Raw genomic sequence first — 16,143 nt, forward strand, 5'->3', positions numbered from 1 at the left:
CCTTATGCGCGACACCCTCTACGCCAACGTCCCCTTCCAGTTGAGCGAGATGCCCCACCGCTACGGCCCCCACGTGCACCTGGTGGGCAACCCGTTCCTGCTCTCGCAACTGGCGAAGCTGTGCAGCAAGGGCACGGTGCAGCCGGAGATCAACCGGCTGGTGGCGCTGCTCTACACGGACCTGGTGAAGACGGTCATCAACGCGGAGTTCCCCCGCAAGATGGTGGCCATGCCCACCCGGATGATCGACTACACGCCGCAGGGCATGTACCAGGGCGAGGTGATCGATCCGGCGGTGCGCGCGGTGACGGTGAACATCGCCCGCGCCGGCACGCTGCCCTCGCAGGTGACGTACGATCTGCTCAACACCACGGTGGATCCGGTGCTGGTGCGCCAGGATCACATCATCATGAGCCGGATGATCGACGCCAAGGAGACGGTGGTGGGGTCGAACATCGGCGGGGCCAAGATTGGCGGGGACATCGACGACGCGATCGTCCTCTTCCCGGATCCGATGGGCGCCACCGGCGGCAGCCTGAGCACCGCGGTGAGCATGTACAAGGAGAAGGTGCCCGGCACGCCCCGGAGAATCCTCAGCCTCAACCTGATCGTCACCCCCGAGTTCCTGCGGAGGATTTCCCGCGAGCATCCGGATGTGGTGGTGTACGCGCTGCGCCTGGACCGCGGGCTGTCACCCCCGGAGGTGTTCGGCACGGTGCCCGGCGAGCTGTGGGAGAAGGAGCGGGGGCTGGATGACCGGCAATACATCGTCCCCGGCGGCGGCGGCTTCGGGGAGATCATGAACAACGCGTACGTGTAGAGGTACGACCGTGGCTTTCTACGAGCAGGATGTCGGCGTCCACATCGATGAGAAGAAGCTCCAGGCGCGCGTGCGCGAGCTGGGTGAGCAGATCACCCGCGACTATCAGGGCAAGGAGCTGACGCTCATCTGCGTGCTCAAGGGCTCGGCGTTCTTCGCCATGGACCTGGCGCGCTACGTGGACCTGCCGCTGACGATCGAGTTCCTCGGGGTGTCCTCGTACCAGGGCGGCACCGAGACGACGGGCGAGGTGCGCATCACCACCGACGTGAGCAAGCCCATGGCGGGCAAGCACCTGCTCGTCATCGAGGACATCATCGACACGGGGCTCACCATGAGCTTCCTCCTGGAGAACCTCAAGGCCCGCCACCCGGCGTCCCTGAAGGTGTGCTCGCTGCTGGAGAAGCCCTCGCGCGCGCGCACCCAGATTCCCATCGACTACAAGGGCTTCGTCATCGACGACGTCTTCGTGGTGGGCTACGGGCTCGACTACGCCGAGCGCTACCGCAACCTGCCCTTCATCGGCGTGATGAAGGGGAAGTAGTCCCCCGGTAGGTCCCCGGCCCGGCGGCCAGCGGGTCGAGCGTTCCTTGCGCGGCAACCCGCCCCTCCCCATGGTCTGACCCATGCCACGAGCGTGGGTCCACCCATCGGAGGGGCCGTGCTAGCCGCTCCCGCCCCGCGCCTTCGCACGCGCCTCTCCGCCGCCTTCTCCAAGCGCCGCCGCTATCCGCTCCGCCGTCAGGTGGAGGAGTCGGACTGTGGCCCGGCATGCTTGGAGATGATCTCCGCCTTCCACGGGGCGGAGCACGCCCAGGCCCTGCTGCGCGAGCTCGCGTATGTGCGCGCTCCGGGCGCCACGCTGCTGGACATCGCCCGCGCGGCGGAGCAGCTCGGCTTCCGGGCGCGCGGCGTCCACGTGGAGGACGCGGACGACCTTGAGGACGAGGAGGGCCAGGCCCTGCTGCCCGCCATCGCCCACTGGGAGGGCAACCACTTCGTCGTCCTCTATGAGGTGAATGCGCGCAACGCCGTGGTGGGCGACCCCGCCCTGGGCCTGCGGCGCATCCCCCGCGCCGAGCTGGCCTCGCACTGGAATGGCATCCTCCTGCTGCTCGAGCCCACCGAGGCCCTCCACCAGCCCCGCGCCGCGTCCGATGTGCCCGCGCACCGCCCCACCGCGCTGCGCCGCTTCGCCCGCGGGCTGCTGCACTACCGCGCGCTGCTCGTGCAGATCGTCCTCGCCACGTTGTTGCTTCAGGGCCTGGCGCTGGCGCAGCCCTTCCTCGTCCAGGGGCTGGTGGACAAGGCCGTGGGCGGGCGCGATGTGCCGCTGCTCACCGCCATCGGCCTGGGCCTGGGCGTCCTGCTGGCCGCGCAGGTGGCCGTCACCGCCACCCGGGGCGCCGCCCTCTTCCTGCTGTCGGGCAGCTACTCGATGCTGCTGCTCACCCGCTTCTGGAAGCGGTTGCTGTCGCTGCCCCTGTCCTTCTTCGCCCGGCGCCACCGCGGTGATCTGCTCAAGCGCATCGAGGACCACCAGCGCATCCGCCGCATCCTCCAGGGCGCCGCCTCCTCCGTGCTGCTCGACCTGGTGATGCTGGTGGGCTACGCCGTGGTGCTCTTCGTCTACGACACCACCGTCTTCCTCCTCTTCCTCGGTGGGGCCGTCCTCTACGCGGCCTGGACGCTGGTGCTGCTGCCTCGCCGCGGCCGGCTGGACTCCGAGCGCTTCCGCGTGGGCGCCGAGGCCAGCCGCCTGGAGCTGCAGATGCTCGGCGGCATCCAGACCCTCAAGGCCGCCAGCGCCGAGCGGCAGATGCGCGCCTCCTGGGAACGGCTCCAGGCCCGCGACTTCGCCGCCTGCCGCCGCCTCTGGTTGCTGGACACCCTCCACCAGGGCGGCACCCTCTTCATCAACCAGGCCATGTACCTGGGCATCCTCCTCTATGAGGCCTTGCTCGTCCTCGAGGGCCGCCTGTCCATCGGCCAGCTCGTCGCCACCCTCGCCATCCTCGCCCTGGTGCTCAACCCCCTGCAGAACCTCGTCACCTTCGTGCACGAGCTGCAGGATGTGGCCCTCTCCCTGCGCCGCGTGGAGGTCGTCTACGAGGCCGAGCCGGAGCTGCTCGACGCCCCGGGCACCGGTGCCACCGTGCTCGCCCGCGCCCCGGAGATCCGGCTCGAGCACGTCACCTTCCGCTATGGCTCCCCCCACGAGCCTCCCATCCTCGACGACGTGAGCTTTACCCTGCCCGCGGGGAAGATGACCGCCATCGTGGGCCGCTCCGGCGCCGGCAAGACGACGCTCGCCCATCTGCTGCACGGCCTCTACCGGCCCCAACAGGGCCGCATCCTCTACGACGGCCTTCCCCTGGAGGCGCTGCCTCCCACGCAACTGCGCCGCTCGGTGGCCTACGTCTTCCAGAAGACCGACATCTTCGACGGCACGCTCGCGGAGAACATCTCCCTGGGCGATGAGCGGCCCGACCTGGAGCGGCTGCTGCACGCCGCGCGCACCGCGTGTCTGGATGACCTGCTCGCGCTGCCCCGGGGACTGGAAACCCGCATCGGTGAGTCCGGCATCCGCCTCTCCGGCGGCGAGGAGCAGCGCCTGCAGCTCGCGCGCGCCATCTACCGCGACCCCCGTGTGCTCTTCCTCGACGAGGCGACGAGCCACCTGGATGCCACCACCGAGCGCGCCATCACCGAGTCGCTCCAGCGCGAGGCGGCCGGACGCACCGTGGTGGTGGTGGCGCACCGGCTCTCCACCATCCGCCGCGCGGACCTCATCGTCGTGCTGGAGCGCGGACGCGTGGTGGAGCAGGGCTCCCACGAGGAGCTGCTGGCCCGGGAGGGCGGGCGCTACCGCGCGCTCGTGGAGAATCAGGTGGAGGGTTGAATGGTGCACCCGCGTGAGGACGAGGACGACCTGACACTCACCGAGGAGCTGCGCGCCGTCATGCGGCCGCGCTCCGGGCGGCTCCTCGTGCTGCTGGTGCTGATTGCCTTGGTGCTGGCCGCGCTGGTGCTCGTGGCCTCCCGCACGGTGCTCGCGGGCTTATGGCGATAGCGGGGCCACGGCGCAGGGCAGGGCGGTGGGGCGGTCCCCACCGGCTCTGCTCCGCTTCAACGGGACGGCTCAGCAGGCGCTGCAGCCTGGGGGCTCTTCGCCGCACGCGAAGGTGGTGATCTCCGGGCACTTCGGGCCCTTCTCCACCCCGGCGCCACCCTCGATTCGAGCGAGGTCCTGCACGAAGAGCTCCTTGATCTTCTTGACCTTCTTCTCCTTCTTCGGCTCCATGTCGTCTCTCCAGGATTCGGTGGCTCACGGGTCCATCCCGCATGCCGCAGGCACTCGATGCACCTGCAATCGGGAGAACGAGTCCCGGACAGAGCCCAGTCCAAGAGAGCCAAGAAGCCATTCCATGCCCGATTGCCCGGCTGCCCAGGGCACGGGCGCTTGATGGCTCGCTCCGTGGTGTCAGGGAATGGGAGCGCGTGCGGCCCGTGCGAGCGCCCGGGCCAGCTGCCCGAGGAGATCCGTCCCCGCGCGCGCGTCGAAGCCGAGGAACATGGGCGAGGCGTTGAGCTCGAGGAAGCGCAGCGTGCCCCGCGCATCGCGCTTGAGGTCCATCCCCGTCCAGCGCAGCCCCACCACCTCCGTGGCCCTCAGGCACTGGCGCGCCACCTCGGGCGGAAGCTCGAAGGACTCGATGCGCTCCTCGTTCTGCCGGAAGTCGAGCGCGCGCGAGATGATGCGCAGGCTGGCGATGATCTCCCCGTCGAGCACGTAGACGCGCACGTCCTCGCCGGGCATCAGCTCCTGGAAGGTAACGGGCGCGGCCTCCAGCGCTTCCAGCCGGGCGCCGGAGAGATCCTCGGGCCCCAGCTCCAGCGTGGCCGCGCCGCCCTCGACGGGTTTGTAGGCCACGCGCCGGCCGGCGGCGAACCGGCGCACCGCCTCCGGATCATTCGTCCAGAGCGTCTCCGGCACCGGCAGCCCCGCGTCCGCCAGCAGCGCGAGCTGCACCGGCTTGGGCGTGCGCCAGTCCGAGGCGAGCGGGTTGTAGAGCGGCACGCCCATCGCCTCCCAGCGCCCCACCAGCCCGCGCAGCAGCGTCGTCTTCTCCCGGAAGGCCACCAGCGTGGTGCGCCAGTCGTCGTCCATCGCCTCCTTCGCGTCCACGCCGAAGGTGAGCGGGTGCGCATGGTAGCTGCGCAGGTAGATGGCCCCAGGGCGCTCGAGGCGGCGGCCATCCAGCGTGATGCCCTCGAGCCCCTCCGTCAGCGACAGACGCGTCTCCTGCGGGAAGGTGAGCGTGTCCACCACGAGCGCCTCGACTCCCTCCTCCTCGACCCGGCGCGCCACCTCCGACACGTGCGTGTCGTCGCGGGAGCCCACGAGGAGGACGGGCCGGGCGGGTGAGCGGGTCGTCATGGGGCGTGTGCTCCTTCGTGGGGGGCTCCGGCGGAGGCCGCCGGGGGCATGAGGGTGTCGAGCAGGGCCGGCCGCTCCAGCCACGCGGCGACATGGGCCAGCGGCGCCTCGCAGCGGCGGCCATCGAGGAAGAGGGTGGGGAGGCCTCGCGCGTGACGCTGCTTGAGCGCGGCGGCCTCGCGCACGCGGGCCCGGGCGCTCTCCCGTGCGCCCGTGAGTGCCCTGGCCTCCTGTCCGGCATCGGCCGCCACGAGGGCCAGGGGCTCCCCGGCGTTCCGCAGGCGCGTGTAGTCCCGTTTCGCCGCGCGGAAGAGCTGCAGGAAGACCTCGCCTCCCCATGCGACGCCGGCCGCCGCGAGTGCCTCGCAGGCCGCCTGATCCTTCGGATCGTCCGGGTCCATGGGCGCGAGGGCCACGCACGCACGCACCTGGTCTCCCCGCCGTATCACCAGGGTCTCCAACTCCTCCAGCACGGGGCCGCAATGGCCGCAGGCGGGGTGTGCCAGCAGGACGAGCACGTGCGGCGCGTCCGGTTCGCCCAGCCGGGGACCGAGGGCCTCCGCATCCAGGGCCAGCCGTGGCTCCTGGGAGAGTTGCGCGAGCGTCGCCAGGGGCGAGCGCAAGAGGCGCGTGTGCTCCCGGAGGAGGGACTCGCCCTCATCGCCGCGGGAGAGCAGGGGGACCATTGAGGACAGCACCAGCCCGACGAGGAGCACCAGCAGGAGCGCGGCGGGCAGCAGCCCCGGAGGCGGCGCGGGCCAGTGCGGCAGGACTCCGAGGAGGAAGACGGCCGCGCCACCGGCGTCCACCGCATGCACCACCATGCAGAGCGTGCAGACGCGCCGCATCCGCACCTGCGCCAGGACCAGCAGGACGGAGAGGGGCAGGGTGGGGAGGAAGGACGCGCCCGTGAGCCACGTCTGCACCGGGCCGCCTCCGAGCGGAGCGGTGCTCAGCACCAGCAACTGGGCTCCGAAGAAGGCGGTGCCCAGCCCGGCGAGCGGTACTCCGGCGGGACTCGCCCAGGCGGAGAGCAGCACGCTCTCGCAGTCCAGCGGTCCGCCACCTCCGCACAGGCGCGAGGCCTTGCCCCCGCGCGTCCACGAGAGCGCCGCGAGCGCCGCCGCGAGGCCCACCCCCGAGAGCAGGGCCAGCAGCGCGGTGGGCAGCCGGAGCCCGGCGGGTTGGGCGAGGACGGCTAGCACGAGCAGCACCCCCACCAGCACGGCCAGTCCCCCGCGCATCCACGGCGAGGCGGACGGGCCGACGAGGGCCGTCCTCAGCTTCCACTTCTCGAGGAGCAGCTCCCGTGCGCGGTGGCGGAGGTAGCCCGGCTCGGGCTCGCCCTCGCCGCCGTACTCCAGGAAGACGACGACGCCCGACCAGAGGGCCGCGAGCGTGTCCCGCTCCATCTCCCGGCTGCCCCGCCGGCTGTCCCAGATGCGGAAGGTGCCAGGCGTGTCCGCCGTGTGCGGAGTGACCGATTCGAGCAGGCCGAACCCTCCCTGGGGCCCGGACTGGAAGTGGAGGATGGCGGGCAACTCGTCCGCCTCCAGGGCGTCGAGGGTCTCCAGGTCTCCCTGGCCCGCCGTGACGTCGAGCCCCAGCACGGGAGCCTCCTGCGCCAGGGCCAGCAGGGAGCCAGGTTGCGCGTGACGCGCGAGCACCTCGCGCACGTGCGTTCGCGAGTAGCGCAGGCCCAGGCGCCGGGCCACCTCGGCGAGGACCTCCGCCGGGTCATCGCTGGGGACATCGGGATCTCGGAGCATCGGAAGGTGCGCGGGAGGGTAGGCAGCGTGCCCCCGGGCGACGACGGGCCGTGCCTTCCATCCGCGCGATACGGCCGGGTACTGAACATCCCTCCGCTTCCGGGCCATGCGCCGGGGAGGCAAAGCGTCCTCCTCCAACACCTGGCAATCCGGTTTCGTTCTGGAGTACCTCCCCGCCACAAGTCAGGAGGGACGGCGTCAGTCCTCCCCCTCGGTCCGGTGGTCGGGTCTACAAAGCCACCTATCCTCAGAACCGCGCTTGCAGACGTAGCCCGGTTCGCAGGCGGTGGAGTCGCCGGGAGTGCAGGTCTTCCGGCACCGGTACAAGTCGCAGACGGTTCCTTCGGGGCAGGGCGGCTCATCCTGGCGGGCGCCACAGGTTTGCGAGCATCCCATCCATACCTCGTCCACCGGCTGGGGGTAGTCGCTGAACGTGCAGACCTGGCCCTGGGGGCAGGGCGTCTGCTTGCAGTTCTGCCCATGCACCTTGGCGCAGATGGAGGCACGCCCGCCTACGGAGACGCATTGCTGCCCCTCGGGACAGGTGCGCCCCTGGCACGTGGGCTGGCAGGCGGCACTCACTGCCGCTGGATTCTCCTCGCAGAAGTAGCCTTCCGGGCAGCTCGTGGGGTCTTCCACCCGGCACGGACGGCCGCACCGGAAATGACAGAGCAGGCCTCGCTCACAGCCATACTGGGGCTCGCGGGTGAACATGGCGCACACCTCTCCCTCCTTGCGCTGTCCCACCAACGAGCACGCCTTGAGCAGGTCATGGCCATTCCTGGCTTTGTAGGTCTGGCACGTGAATCCATCCTGGCACTGCAGGTCCGTCATGCACCTGCTATCCACGCAGTAGCTATCCTGGGTCACCATGCTGAAGAAGCAGCGGAGCCGCGAATCACAGTCCGCGTCCGTGCGGCACTCCCGGCCGTAGGTGAGCACGTTCTGTCGCTCCACGTCGGTGAGCATGGGAATGACATTCAGCTGCTGGGCGCGCGGCTTGCCCAGGTCAGGGCCGGGCAACGAAATGAAAAGCAGCCACAGCAGTGGCATCGATAGGAGGATGCCGAAGACGGCGGCCACCACTGTGCGCCATTTCATGGAGATGCTTGGCCTCGAGACTACTTGCGTGGACGGCACTCCCGTGGGCACTCCGGTGATGTCGTTCGGCCGTCTTCGTCAGAGCAGAGTGCCAGCCATTCCTCGTGGGGCATCTTGCAGGGGAACTCCAGCCTACGGTTCCTCTGTTCCTCTTCCATGTCCTTGCGCAGGGCCATGTCGATGGCGCCACCCTTTACCCAGGCATGCGGGCATCCTGTTTCCAGGGTGAGGAGCAGCGTCAACGGCAACAATCGGCGCGTCATACGCTCTCCCTTAGCGTGGTGCCGCAATGTCGCTGAGCCCCACTGAGGTTTGCTTCGAGCCTCAAGCGCGCCGGGCTCGCGCACCCGCCGGGGCCTTTTTCGCCGCGGTCTTCTTGGCGGCGGCCTTCTTCACGGGAGCCTTCTTCGCGGGAGTCTTCTTCTTGGCGGCGGGCGCGGACTTCCGGGCCGGTGCGCTCCGGGCCTTGGCGGGCGCGGCCTCCGTCTTCTTCGCTCCCGTCGTTCCGCCCAGCTGCGCCGCGAGCTTCTTGGGCGCCACCGCGCGGTAGCTCTCCTCGAGCCACTTGCGCAGCATGTCGAGCGGCGGCGTGTCGCGCGCACCGAAGTTGGCGGACACCCAGCCGCTCTTTCCCAGTCCGTACCCGGTCGGCTGCACGAACGGCAGCATCAGCGCCGCGCCGTTCGACTCCGGCAGCTTCACGGACATCGACAGGCCCTCGCCCGTCAGCGTCAGGAAGACGAAGGCCTTGCCCTTCACCTTCAGCGTCCGGTGTCCCCACGGGAACTCCTCGGTCACCTCGGGGTAGCCCATGCCCGCCTCACGCAGGGCCAGCTCGAAGGGCTCGAGTCGCTTCATCTCGGGGGGAACCGGAGTCATCGTCATGGAGTGCGTCTCCTCGTGGGCGCTCAGGTATACCGCACGCGGGCGCGCCTCCTTTACTTCTTCGGCTTCAACAGCGTGAGCACCTGGGTGAACGTCCTGTCTCCGTTGGGCGTGGTGGTCAGCACGCCGCTCGCTCCTTCGAAGGCGCCCGTGCCTCCGATGATCGGGATCCGGGAGGTGCCCATCTCGGCTTCCCGGCCCGCGACGGTGATGGTTCCGTCGGCCATCGTCAGCGTCCACTGGCATTCACTGAACTGGCCGGGCAGCGTCCGGACGCAGTAGCCGCTGTTGCTGCCGATGTTCTCCCTGGCCTCGTTCAACAGCGGCTGGTCGAACACGAACATGTCGCCCGGCGAGTCACCCGGCGGACCCAGATCCACCGGCGTGGCGATGCCGGTGCGGGCATCGGCGATGGTGTTCAGGGTCCAGGCCTCCTCCGCGGGGCCGTTGTTGGTACAGCCCAGCACCTGGGCGGTGAAGACAGCCATGAGGATGATCTTGCGCATCGTGTCGCTCCTTGGAGTGGCTCGCTTTGGAGCCACCCCAGGCGCGTAACACGGCCCTCGGGGAGCGTCAGGGCAAAATCCCTCCGTGCGCCCCCGTGTCCGCCGGGCGCGGTGATGGCGGCCCGTCTGGAAATCGAGAGCGGCTGGAAGGGCGCGCTACGGGGGCGTCGCGGGGGGCGTCGTGGTCCCGGCGTCCCGCGGCTGGGGCGCTGCCGGCTGGCTCTCGGGGGCTGGAGGGGGCAGAGCCGTGTCAGAGGGCGCCGGGGCGGTGCCGGGCTCGGCCAGGCTGGCATCCACGGCCCTCAGGGCCTTCTCCAGCGCCTGGGCCGCGGGGCCCACCGCGGTGAGCATCTGGTTGGCCCGCTGCGTGTTGCGGTTGCGGCTCTCCGCGGCGAGCTTCAACTGCGTCAGCGCCTCCGTCACGTCCCGCCGCGCCTCCTCCAGCTTCTGCCGCGCCTGGAAGAAGGCCACGTCCGCCTTCATCGCCTCCAGCGTGCGGCGCTGCTCGTCCGTCAGCCCGGAGAGAAGCTCGGCGCGCCGCAGGTAGTAGAGGCCCTTTTCCAGCACGGCCGGCTCGTCCGACTGCACCCGCGGCCGGGCGAGCCCCTCCAGCACCGGGAAGAGGGCTCGGTCCAGCTCGTCCCGCTCGGTGAACCGTTGCTCCATCAAGGACGACACGTCCCTGCCCTCGAGGGGGATGGGGGCGTAGGCGTCCGCCAGCCGCGCGTCCCCGGGCCGGTAGGGCGCCGCTCCGGTGGGGAGCATCCGCCCCTTCATCACCACCAACTGCCCGCTCTCCTGGGCCAGGGTGAAGGTGCGCGCGTTGAGCTGCGAGAGCAGGAAGGCCACCGCCCCTCCCAGGCCCAGAATCAGGAGGGTGACGAGCAGCCGCGTGAAGGCGCTCGTGGCCCGGCGGCCGAAGCCCGGCCGGTTCTGCTGCGGGTTCATCATGGGATTCATGTCGCTTGCTCCCCAGACGTCCAGGCGGCGAGCCGATTTCCCGGCCCCAGTGCTTTCCTTGGGACAACCGTCTCCAGGGCTATACTCGGCCGGCCCTACTCATGCATCCCACATTCCGCCGCCTGGGGACCAGCGAGCTGTTGCCCCGGTACATCTTCGCGGAGAGCCTCTTCGCACGCCGTCGCGTGTTGGAGGTGGACGCGGTCGCCACCACCGGCGGCGAGAGCGCGCGCTTCCTCCTGGAGCGCGGCGCCCGCACCGTCGTGGCCTGTGACGCGGACCTCGCGGCGGTGGCGGCCGCCCAGAAGGCCCACGGCGGCGCCTCGCTGCGCTACCGCGCCAACATCTACGACGACCTCGAGCCCGGCAGCTTCGACCTGGTGCTGGTGGCGGACCTCGCCCCCTACGTGCGCGCGCCCATGCTCCTAGCCGAGCTGGCCCGGCTCGTGAGCCGCCAGGGCTACCTCATCGGCGGCCTGAGCAACACGGCGGGGCTCGCCCTCTGGCAGCTCATGGACGTGGAGGAGGGGGTGCCGCCCACGTACGGGCAGCTGCTCGATGCGCTCTCCCCGCACTTCCCCAACGTGGAGGTGGCCACGCAGTCGCCCGTGCTGGGCTACCAGATTGCCTTCGAGAAGGGCGATGGCCTCCAGGTGGACGGCTCCCTCATCCGGGGCAGCGAGGCGGCCTACTACGTGGTGGTGGCCGGCGCCGAGCCCGCCCGCATCGTAGACCCCACCTGGGTGCAGCTGCCTCCCGAGCCGCTCGCCTTCACCCGCGGCAAGCTGGACGAGGTGGCCCAGCGCGCCAAGGGCTGGGAGGAGCGCACCGGGCGCCTCAAGGAGTCCCTCACCCGGCTGCGCGCGGAGCTGACCGACCGCGAGAGCGAGGTGACGCAGCTCAAGCCGGCCCTGGAGCTTGCCCGCGACGAGGTGGCCCGGCTCACCGCGCAGCTGGAGCAGGCGCGCGGCACCCCGGAGACCACCCGCGAGCGCGACGAGCTGTCCTCCCGCCTGCGCCGCACCGAGCTGGAATTGCAGGTGGCCCTGGAGCGCGTGGCCGACGCGGACCGGCGCCTGGGCCAGCAGCGGTTGGAGCTGGAGGCCGCCGAGCGCACCCGCAAGGAGTCGGAGGTCCAGGTCCTCGGCGCCCAGGAGACGCTGCGGCTGGAGCGCGCGCGCCGCGAGGAGCTGAACACCACCCTGGAGGAGTCGCGCGAGCGCCTCACCCAGGCGTACACCCAGCTGCGCGAGCTGCAGGACGAGCTGGCCTCCTTGCGCGTCGAGCGCGAGAAGGACCGGCTCTCGGCGGAGCGCGCGCGGGAGCAGTCCGAGGAGCTGCGGCGGCAGGTGGAGGCGGCCCGCGAGCGCGAGCTGCGTCTGGCCGAGCAGTATTCGACGTCGCTCGCCGCGGTGGAGCTGCTCAAGTCGGACGTGGCCCGGGGCGAGCAGGCCCGCCAGACGTCCGAGTCGCTGCTGCGCTCGCGTGACGCGGACCTGGCGCGCCTGTCGCGCGAGGTGGAGGACGGCTCCCGGCGCGTGTCGGCCGCGGAGGCGGCGCGGCGTGACGCGGAGGTGCGCCTGACGGCCCGCGAGGCCGAGTGGCGCGGGCTGGAGACGGAGCTCACGGCGGCGCGTGCCGAGCTGGAGCGGCTCACGGCCGAGGTGGAGGTCCGCTCGCGCGCCGAGGAGAACCTGCGCACGGCGGCGGCCCGGCTCGAGCAGGAGCTGCACGAGGCCCGGGGCAGCCTGGAGTCGCTGGAGGAGGAGCGGGTCCGCGCCGCGGCGGAGCTGGAGGAGACCATCGAGGAGGAGCGCCAGCGCGCGGAGACGCGGGTGGCGCAGGAGCGGGCCAGGACGGAGCAGGCCGAGGCAGACGCCGCCGGGGAGAAGGCCGCTCGCGAGGCCCAGGAGTCGCGTGCCGAGGGGCTCGAGAACCAGGTGCGCGTGGAGGCCGCCGCGCGCGAGGAGGCCTCGCGGGCCCTCGCCGAGCTGGAGGCCCAGCGGCAGCAGTGGGCCGATGAGCGCGGAACCCTCCGGCGGCGCGTGGTGGAGGTCGAGGCGACGCTCACCGAGCTGGAGCGGGTGCGGGCCTCGGACGTGGAGTCGATCACCCGGCTGGACGCGGCGCTGAAGGCGACGCAGGGCTCCATCACGGCGGAGCAGCAGGCGCGGGCCCGGGCCGACGAGGCGCGCGAGCAGGCACTGGCCGAGCTCGAGCTGGAGCGCGAGGGCAGGGCCCGGCTGGAGGAGGCCGTGGCCCAGGCCGAGGCCCGGCTGCAGGCCGAGCACCAGCGGCTCGAGGAGACCCGCGAGGCGCTTTCCAATGTCCGCGCTGAGCTGAAGTCGGAGCGGCAGCAGCGCCTCCTGGGGGATGAGGAGGGCTCGAAGCTCCAGGCCGTGCTCGACGAGGAGCGCCAGCAGCGGGCTCGCGTGGAGGCGGCCCTGGCCGAGGTGCAGGCCGGGCTCGAGGCCGAGCGGCAGGGGAGCACCGGGCTGGCGTCCGAGCTGGCGCAGGTGCAGGCCGAGCTCGAGGTGGAGCGGCATCAGAGGACCCTGGTGGAGGAGTCCCAGGCGCAGGGGCGGGCCGAGCTCAAGGCCGAGCGGCAGCGGAGCTCCGAACTGGAGGCCGAGCTGGCCCTGGCCCGGGCCGGGCTCGAGTCCGCGTGGCAGGCGCATGGCGCGTCGAAGGAATCCACCACGCGGGTGCTCGCCGAGCTGGAGGCGGAGCGGCGGCAGCGCACCGGAGCGGAGGCGTCGCTCGCCACCGTCCAGGCCGAGCTGGAGTCGGAGCGCGCGAACAGGACGCGTACCGAGGAGTCGCTGGAGACCGCCTGGACGCAGCTGGAGGCCGAGCGGCGGCAGCGCACCGAGGCCGAGGTGTCGCTCGCGTCCGAGCGCGAGAAGGCGGAGGTTCTCCTGGCCCAGGTCCGCGCCGGGCTCGAGGTGGAGCGCGATGCGCTGCGCCTGGAGTTGGAGCGCGGACACGAGGCGTCCGAGGCGGCCCTCGAGGAGACGCGGCGGCAACTGGAGTCGGAGCGCTCCGGACGCGAGGCCCTGGCGCAGTCGCTCGCCGAGGCACGCGCGGACCTGGAGTCGGCCCGGGCGGGCGCGGACGAGCGCGAGCGGGCCCGGCTCGAGGCGCTGGAGGAGGCCCGGCGGGAGTCCTCGGCGCTGCGCGCGGAGGTGGAGGAGGCCCGGCGCGAGGGCGAGGCGCTGGGCGCTTCCCTGACGGAGCAGAAGCGGCTCGTCGAGGAGCTCCGGGCGGGCCTGGAGGAGGGACGTACCCGCGAGGAGGCCCTGAAGCAGTCGCTCGCGGAGGCCCGGGCGCGCGAGGAGGCCATCTCCACCGAGCGCGACACCCGCAAGCGCGACGCGCTGGAAGTCCGGATGGAGGTGGAGGGCCTCCGGGACGACCTGGCCAAGAAGGACCAGGAGCTGGAGGCGCTGCGGGCCCAGGTGGCGCAGCTCGATGCCACCCGCTTCCAGGCGCATCAAGCCTCCATGGCGCTCCAGCAGGCCCACCAGGGGCTGCGGGACCGGGACGCGCACATCGCTCACCTCCAGAAGGAGGTGTCCGAGGTCCGGACCCGGCTCGCCGCGGAGCACGAGCAGATGGAGCTGGTCACCCTGCAGCTCGAGTCGGCGCGGCGCATCGCGGGCAAGGCGCCCTCGCTCGAGTCGGCCCTCCAGGAGGAGCGCGCGGCGCTCGGCAGTGCCCGGGAGGAGTTGGAGAAGGCACGCGCGGGGCTGGAGAGCGCGCGGGAGGAGCTGGAGACACTTCGCGCCGGGCTGGCCCTCTCCCAGGAGGAGCGCCAGGCGGAGCGGGAGCGGGTGGCCGAGGCGCGGCGCTCGGCGGAAGAGCTGGAGACGCGGCTGGCGGAGGCCCGGACCGAGCTGGAGGCCGCCAGGGCGAAGCAGACCGGGCTGGAGGCCCAGGCGAGCGAGGCGGAGGAGCGGGCCCGGGAGCGCGAGGCCGCCATCGAGGCGAAGCTGGCCGAGCTGGAGGCCCAGGCGAGCGATGCGGAGGAGCGGGCCCGGGAGCGCGAGGCCGCCGCCCAGGCGCAGCGGGCCGGGCTGGAGGCCCAGCGGGCGGAGCTGGAAGCGAAGCTGGCCGCCCTGGAGGCCAGGACGGAGGAGGCGGAGCGGCGGGCCCGGGAGCGGGAGAGCTCCGCGCAGGCCGTCCAGGAGCAGTTCGCGAAGCTCGAAATGGAGAAGGGCACGCTCCTCTCCGAGCGCGAGCGGCTCAACTCGGACCTCACGGTGGCCCGTGCGGCGCGCATCCGTCTGGAGGGCCGGGTGACGGCGCTGGAGGCGGCCTCCGCCGAGGCGGTGAAGTTCCTCGACGTCGAGCGCACCGAGAAGGCCAGGGCCGCCGAGGCCCTCAATGCCCGCATCCAGATGATGGAGACGGAGCGGGCCGGGCTGCGCGAGCGCATCGAGCAGCTCCAGGCGCGCAAGCCGGTATCGGACTCCGAGGCCATCCTGGAGATGTCCGAGGAGCTGGAGCGGCTGCAGGGCGAGCTGGACAACCTCCAGAGTACCCTGGCCGAGCGCGACCTGGTCCTGGGCGAGCAGAAGCGTCGCCTGGAGGAGCAGGAGGCGGAGCTGGCCGCCTTGAAGCGCCTCTCCGCCCGCAAGGGGGCGGACACCGTCCAGGACATCTACGCTCGGGCCAACGCCGAGCTGAACGCGGTCAAGAATGAGTTGCTTCGCCGCCCGAAGGGGAGCACACCCGCTTCAGCGGCGCCCGCGTCCACCCCGAAACCCGAAGACCCGGGCTGAAGAGATTCGACCCCCATGAGCACTACGGCAGAGTTCTTCTTCAAGTACCACGGCCTCGGAAACGACTTCATCCTGCTGGACTGCCGGCAGGACGGCGTGGACATCGACGCGAAGTTCTCTCAGTGGCTGTGCGATCGGCGCAGGGGCGTCGGCGCGGACGGCGTGCTCTGCCTGTTGCCCTCGGACTCCGCCCTGGCGCGCATGGTGGTGCACAACGCCGATGGCAGCATCGCGGAGATGTGCGGCAATGGCCTGCGCTGTGCGGTGAAGTATCTGGTGGACCACTCCGGCGAGAAGCCCGAGCGCATCGAGGTGGAGACCGGGGCCGGGGTCCTCTCGTGTATGCCCGGGTACGGCGCGGACGGCGTCGCCGAGGTGGAGATCTCCATGGGGCCCGCGCGGCTCATCGCCCCCAACCTGCCCTCGGGTGCCACGGGTCAGCCCTTCGTGGGCGAGGTCGTCCCCGGCCACTCCGGGCTGCGCGGCCACGCCATCAACATGGGCAACCCCCACCTCGTCCTGCTCGACCAGCCCCTGGAGGACGCCGGCCGCCTGGGCCCCGAGCTCGAGCGGCACCCGGCCTTCCCCGAGCGCACCAACGTGGAGTTCGTCCAGGTCACCGAGGAGGGCCTGGCCGTCGTCGTGTGGGAGCGGGGCTGCGGCCTGACCGAGGCGTGCGGCACCGGGGCCTGTGCGGCGGCGGTGGCGGCGGTGCTCGCCCGGAGGCTCCCGGCGGATGCTTGGCTGCGTGTCACCCTGCCGGGCGGGGACCTGCACATCCGGGTGCCCTCGGACCTGTCGGACGTGCGCCTCCGGGGTCCCGTCTCCTTCGTCTTCACGGGCGTTGTTCCGGATCTCCCGGGCCGGTAACCTCGGG

13 protein-coding genes are annotated in these 16,143 nt (G+C 71.6%); 6 read left to right on the top strand and 7 right to left on the bottom strand.

What is annotated here, in order from left to right; genetic code table 11:
• Window positions 1–4: 4 nt before the first annotated feature.
• From NR798_RS15725 to NR798_RS15740, 4 genes are all read left to right on the top strand, one after another.
• On the top strand, window positions 5–820 hold the full coding sequence (locus NR798_RS15725; RefSeq protein WP_375772286.1) for a uracil phosphoribosyltransferase: 816 nt from the start codon (window positions 5–7) through the stop codon (window positions 818–820).
• Window positions 821–830: 10 nt separating this feature from the next.
• Window positions 831–1,364, top strand: coding sequence for a hypoxanthine phosphoribosyltransferase (gene hpt / locus NR798_RS15730; RefSeq protein WP_375772287.1), 534 nt, complete (start codon window positions 831–833; stop codon window positions 1,362–1,364).
• Between the two features lie 117 nt (window positions 1,365–1,481).
• Window positions 1,482–3,722 (top strand): peptidase domain-containing ABC transporter, encoded by a 2,241-nt coding sequence (locus NR798_RS15735; protein ID WP_375772288.1) that lies wholly within the window; start codon window positions 1,482–1,484, stop codon window positions 3,720–3,722.
• Window positions 3,723–3,893 (top strand): hypothetical protein, encoded by a 171-nt coding sequence (locus NR798_RS15740; protein ID WP_375772289.1) that lies wholly within the window; start codon window positions 3,723–3,725, stop codon window positions 3,891–3,893.
• Window positions 3,894–3,962: 69 nt separating this feature from the next.
• On the opposite strand, the gene NR798_RS15745 is transcribed toward NR798_RS15740, so the two are convergent.
• From NR798_RS15745 to NR798_RS15775, 7 genes are all read right to left on the bottom strand, one after another.
• Window positions 3,963–4,124 carry a hypothetical protein gene (locus NR798_RS15745; protein WP_375772290.1) on the bottom strand — a complete coding sequence of 54 codons (162 nt, stop codon included), beginning with the start codon at window positions 4,122–4,124 and terminating at the stop codon, window positions 3,963–3,965.
• Window positions 4,125–4,304: 180 nt separating this feature from the next.
• A complete protein-coding gene (locus NR798_RS15750) occupies window positions 4,305–5,261 on the bottom strand; it encodes a RimK family alpha-L-glutamate ligase (protein ID WP_375772291.1) in 957 nt (318 codons plus the stop codon).
• A complete protein-coding gene (locus NR798_RS15755) occupies window positions 5,258–7,030 on the bottom strand; it encodes a vitamin K epoxide reductase family protein (protein WP_375772292.1) in 1,773 nt (590 codons plus the stop codon). The genes NR798_RS15750 and NR798_RS15755 overlap by 4 nt, the downstream gene beginning before the upstream one ends.
• A 198-nt stretch (window positions 7,031–7,228) precedes the next feature.
• The gene (locus tag NR798_RS15760) at window positions 7,229–8,131 is read right to left on the bottom strand and encodes a hypothetical protein (RefSeq protein ID WP_375772293.1); all 903 of its coding nucleotides are present in this window, start codon (window positions 8,129–8,131) and stop codon (window positions 7,229–7,231) included.
• Window positions 8,132–8,455: 324 nt separating this feature from the next.
• Window positions 8,456–9,016, bottom strand: a complete 561-nt coding sequence (locus NR798_RS15765) for an MmcQ/YjbR family DNA-binding protein (protein ID WP_375772294.1) — start codon at window positions 9,014–9,016, stop codon at window positions 8,456–8,458.
• Window positions 9,017–9,069: 53 nt separating this feature from the next.
• Window positions 9,070–9,522, bottom strand: a complete 453-nt coding sequence (locus NR798_RS15770) for a dirigent protein (protein ID WP_375772295.1) — start codon at window positions 9,520–9,522, stop codon at window positions 9,070–9,072.
• A 156-nt stretch (window positions 9,523–9,678) separates the two neighbouring features.
• Complete coding sequence (locus NR798_RS15775) at window positions 9,679–10,482, bottom strand: IF-2 protein (RefSeq protein ID WP_375772296.1); 804 nt, start codon at window positions 10,480–10,482, stop codon at window positions 9,679–9,681.
• A gap of 101 nt (window positions 10,483–10,583) precedes the next feature.
• Here NR798_RS15775 and NR798_RS15780 point away from each other — a divergent pair, with 101 nt between their 5' ends.
• Both NR798_RS15780 and dapF read left to right on the top strand, forming a co-directional pair.
• A complete protein-coding gene (locus NR798_RS15780) occupies window positions 10,584–15,266 on the top strand; it encodes a hypothetical protein (RefSeq protein ID WP_375772297.1) in 4,683 nt (1,560 codons plus the stop codon).
• A gap of 15 nt (window positions 15,267–15,281) precedes the next feature.
• Complete coding sequence (dapF, locus tag NR798_RS15785; RefSeq protein ID WP_375772298.1) at window positions 15,282–16,136, top strand: diaminopimelate epimerase; 855 nt, start codon at window positions 15,282–15,284, stop codon at window positions 16,134–16,136.
• The last annotated feature ends 7 nt before the right edge of the window (window positions 16,137–16,143 follow it).

It is taken from the genome of Archangium gephyra, assembly GCF_042230915.1.
Taxonomy (GTDB): Bacteria; Myxococcota; Myxococcia; order Myxococcales; family Myxococcaceae; genus Archangium; species Archangium gephyra_B.

What these genes read in the sequence shown, in the direction of transcription:
- NR798_RS15780 (WP_375772297.1), top strand. Translation starts at nt 10,584, where the DNA reads ATGCATCCCACATTCCGCCGCCTGGGGACCAGCGAGCTGTTGCCCCGG.
- NR798_RS15750 (WP_375772291.1), bottom strand. Translation starts at nt 5,261, where the DNA reads ATGACGACCCGCTCACCCGCCCGGCCCGTCCTCCTCGTGGGCTCCCGC.
- NR798_RS15775 (WP_375772296.1), bottom strand. Translation starts at nt 10,482, where the DNA reads ATGAATCCCATGATGAACCCGCAGCAGAACCGGCCGGGCTTCGGCCGC.
- NR798_RS15755 (WP_375772292.1), bottom strand. Translation starts at nt 7,030, where the DNA reads ATGCTCCGAGATCCCGATGTCCCCAGCGATGACCCGGCGGAGGTCCTC.
- NR798_RS15740 (WP_375772289.1), top strand. Translation starts at nt 3,723, where the DNA reads ATGGTGCACCCGCGTGAGGACGAGGACGACCTGACACTCACCGAGGAG.
- NR798_RS15770 (WP_375772295.1), bottom strand. Translation starts at nt 9,522, where the DNA reads ATGCGCAAGATCATCCTCATGGCTGTCTTCACCGCCCAGGTGCTGGGC.
- NR798_RS15745 (WP_375772290.1), bottom strand. Translation starts at nt 4,124, where the DNA reads ATGGAGCCGAAGAAGGAGAAGAAGGTCAAGAAGATCAAGGAGCTCTTC.
- NR798_RS15765 (WP_375772294.1), bottom strand. Translation starts at nt 9,016, where the DNA reads ATGACGATGACTCCGGTTCCCCCCGAGATGAAGCGACTCGAGCCCTTC.
- NR798_RS15725 (WP_375772286.1), top strand. Translation starts at nt 5, where the DNA reads ATGCGCGACACCCTCTACGCCAACGTCCCCTTCCAGTTGAGCGAGATG.
- NR798_RS15760 (WP_375772293.1), bottom strand. Translation starts at nt 8,131, where the DNA reads ATGAAATGGCGCACAGTGGTGGCCGCCGTCTTCGGCATCCTCCTATCG.
- dapF (WP_375772298.1), top strand. Translation starts at nt 15,282, where the DNA reads ATGAGCACTACGGCAGAGTTCTTCTTCAAGTACCACGGCCTCGGAAAC.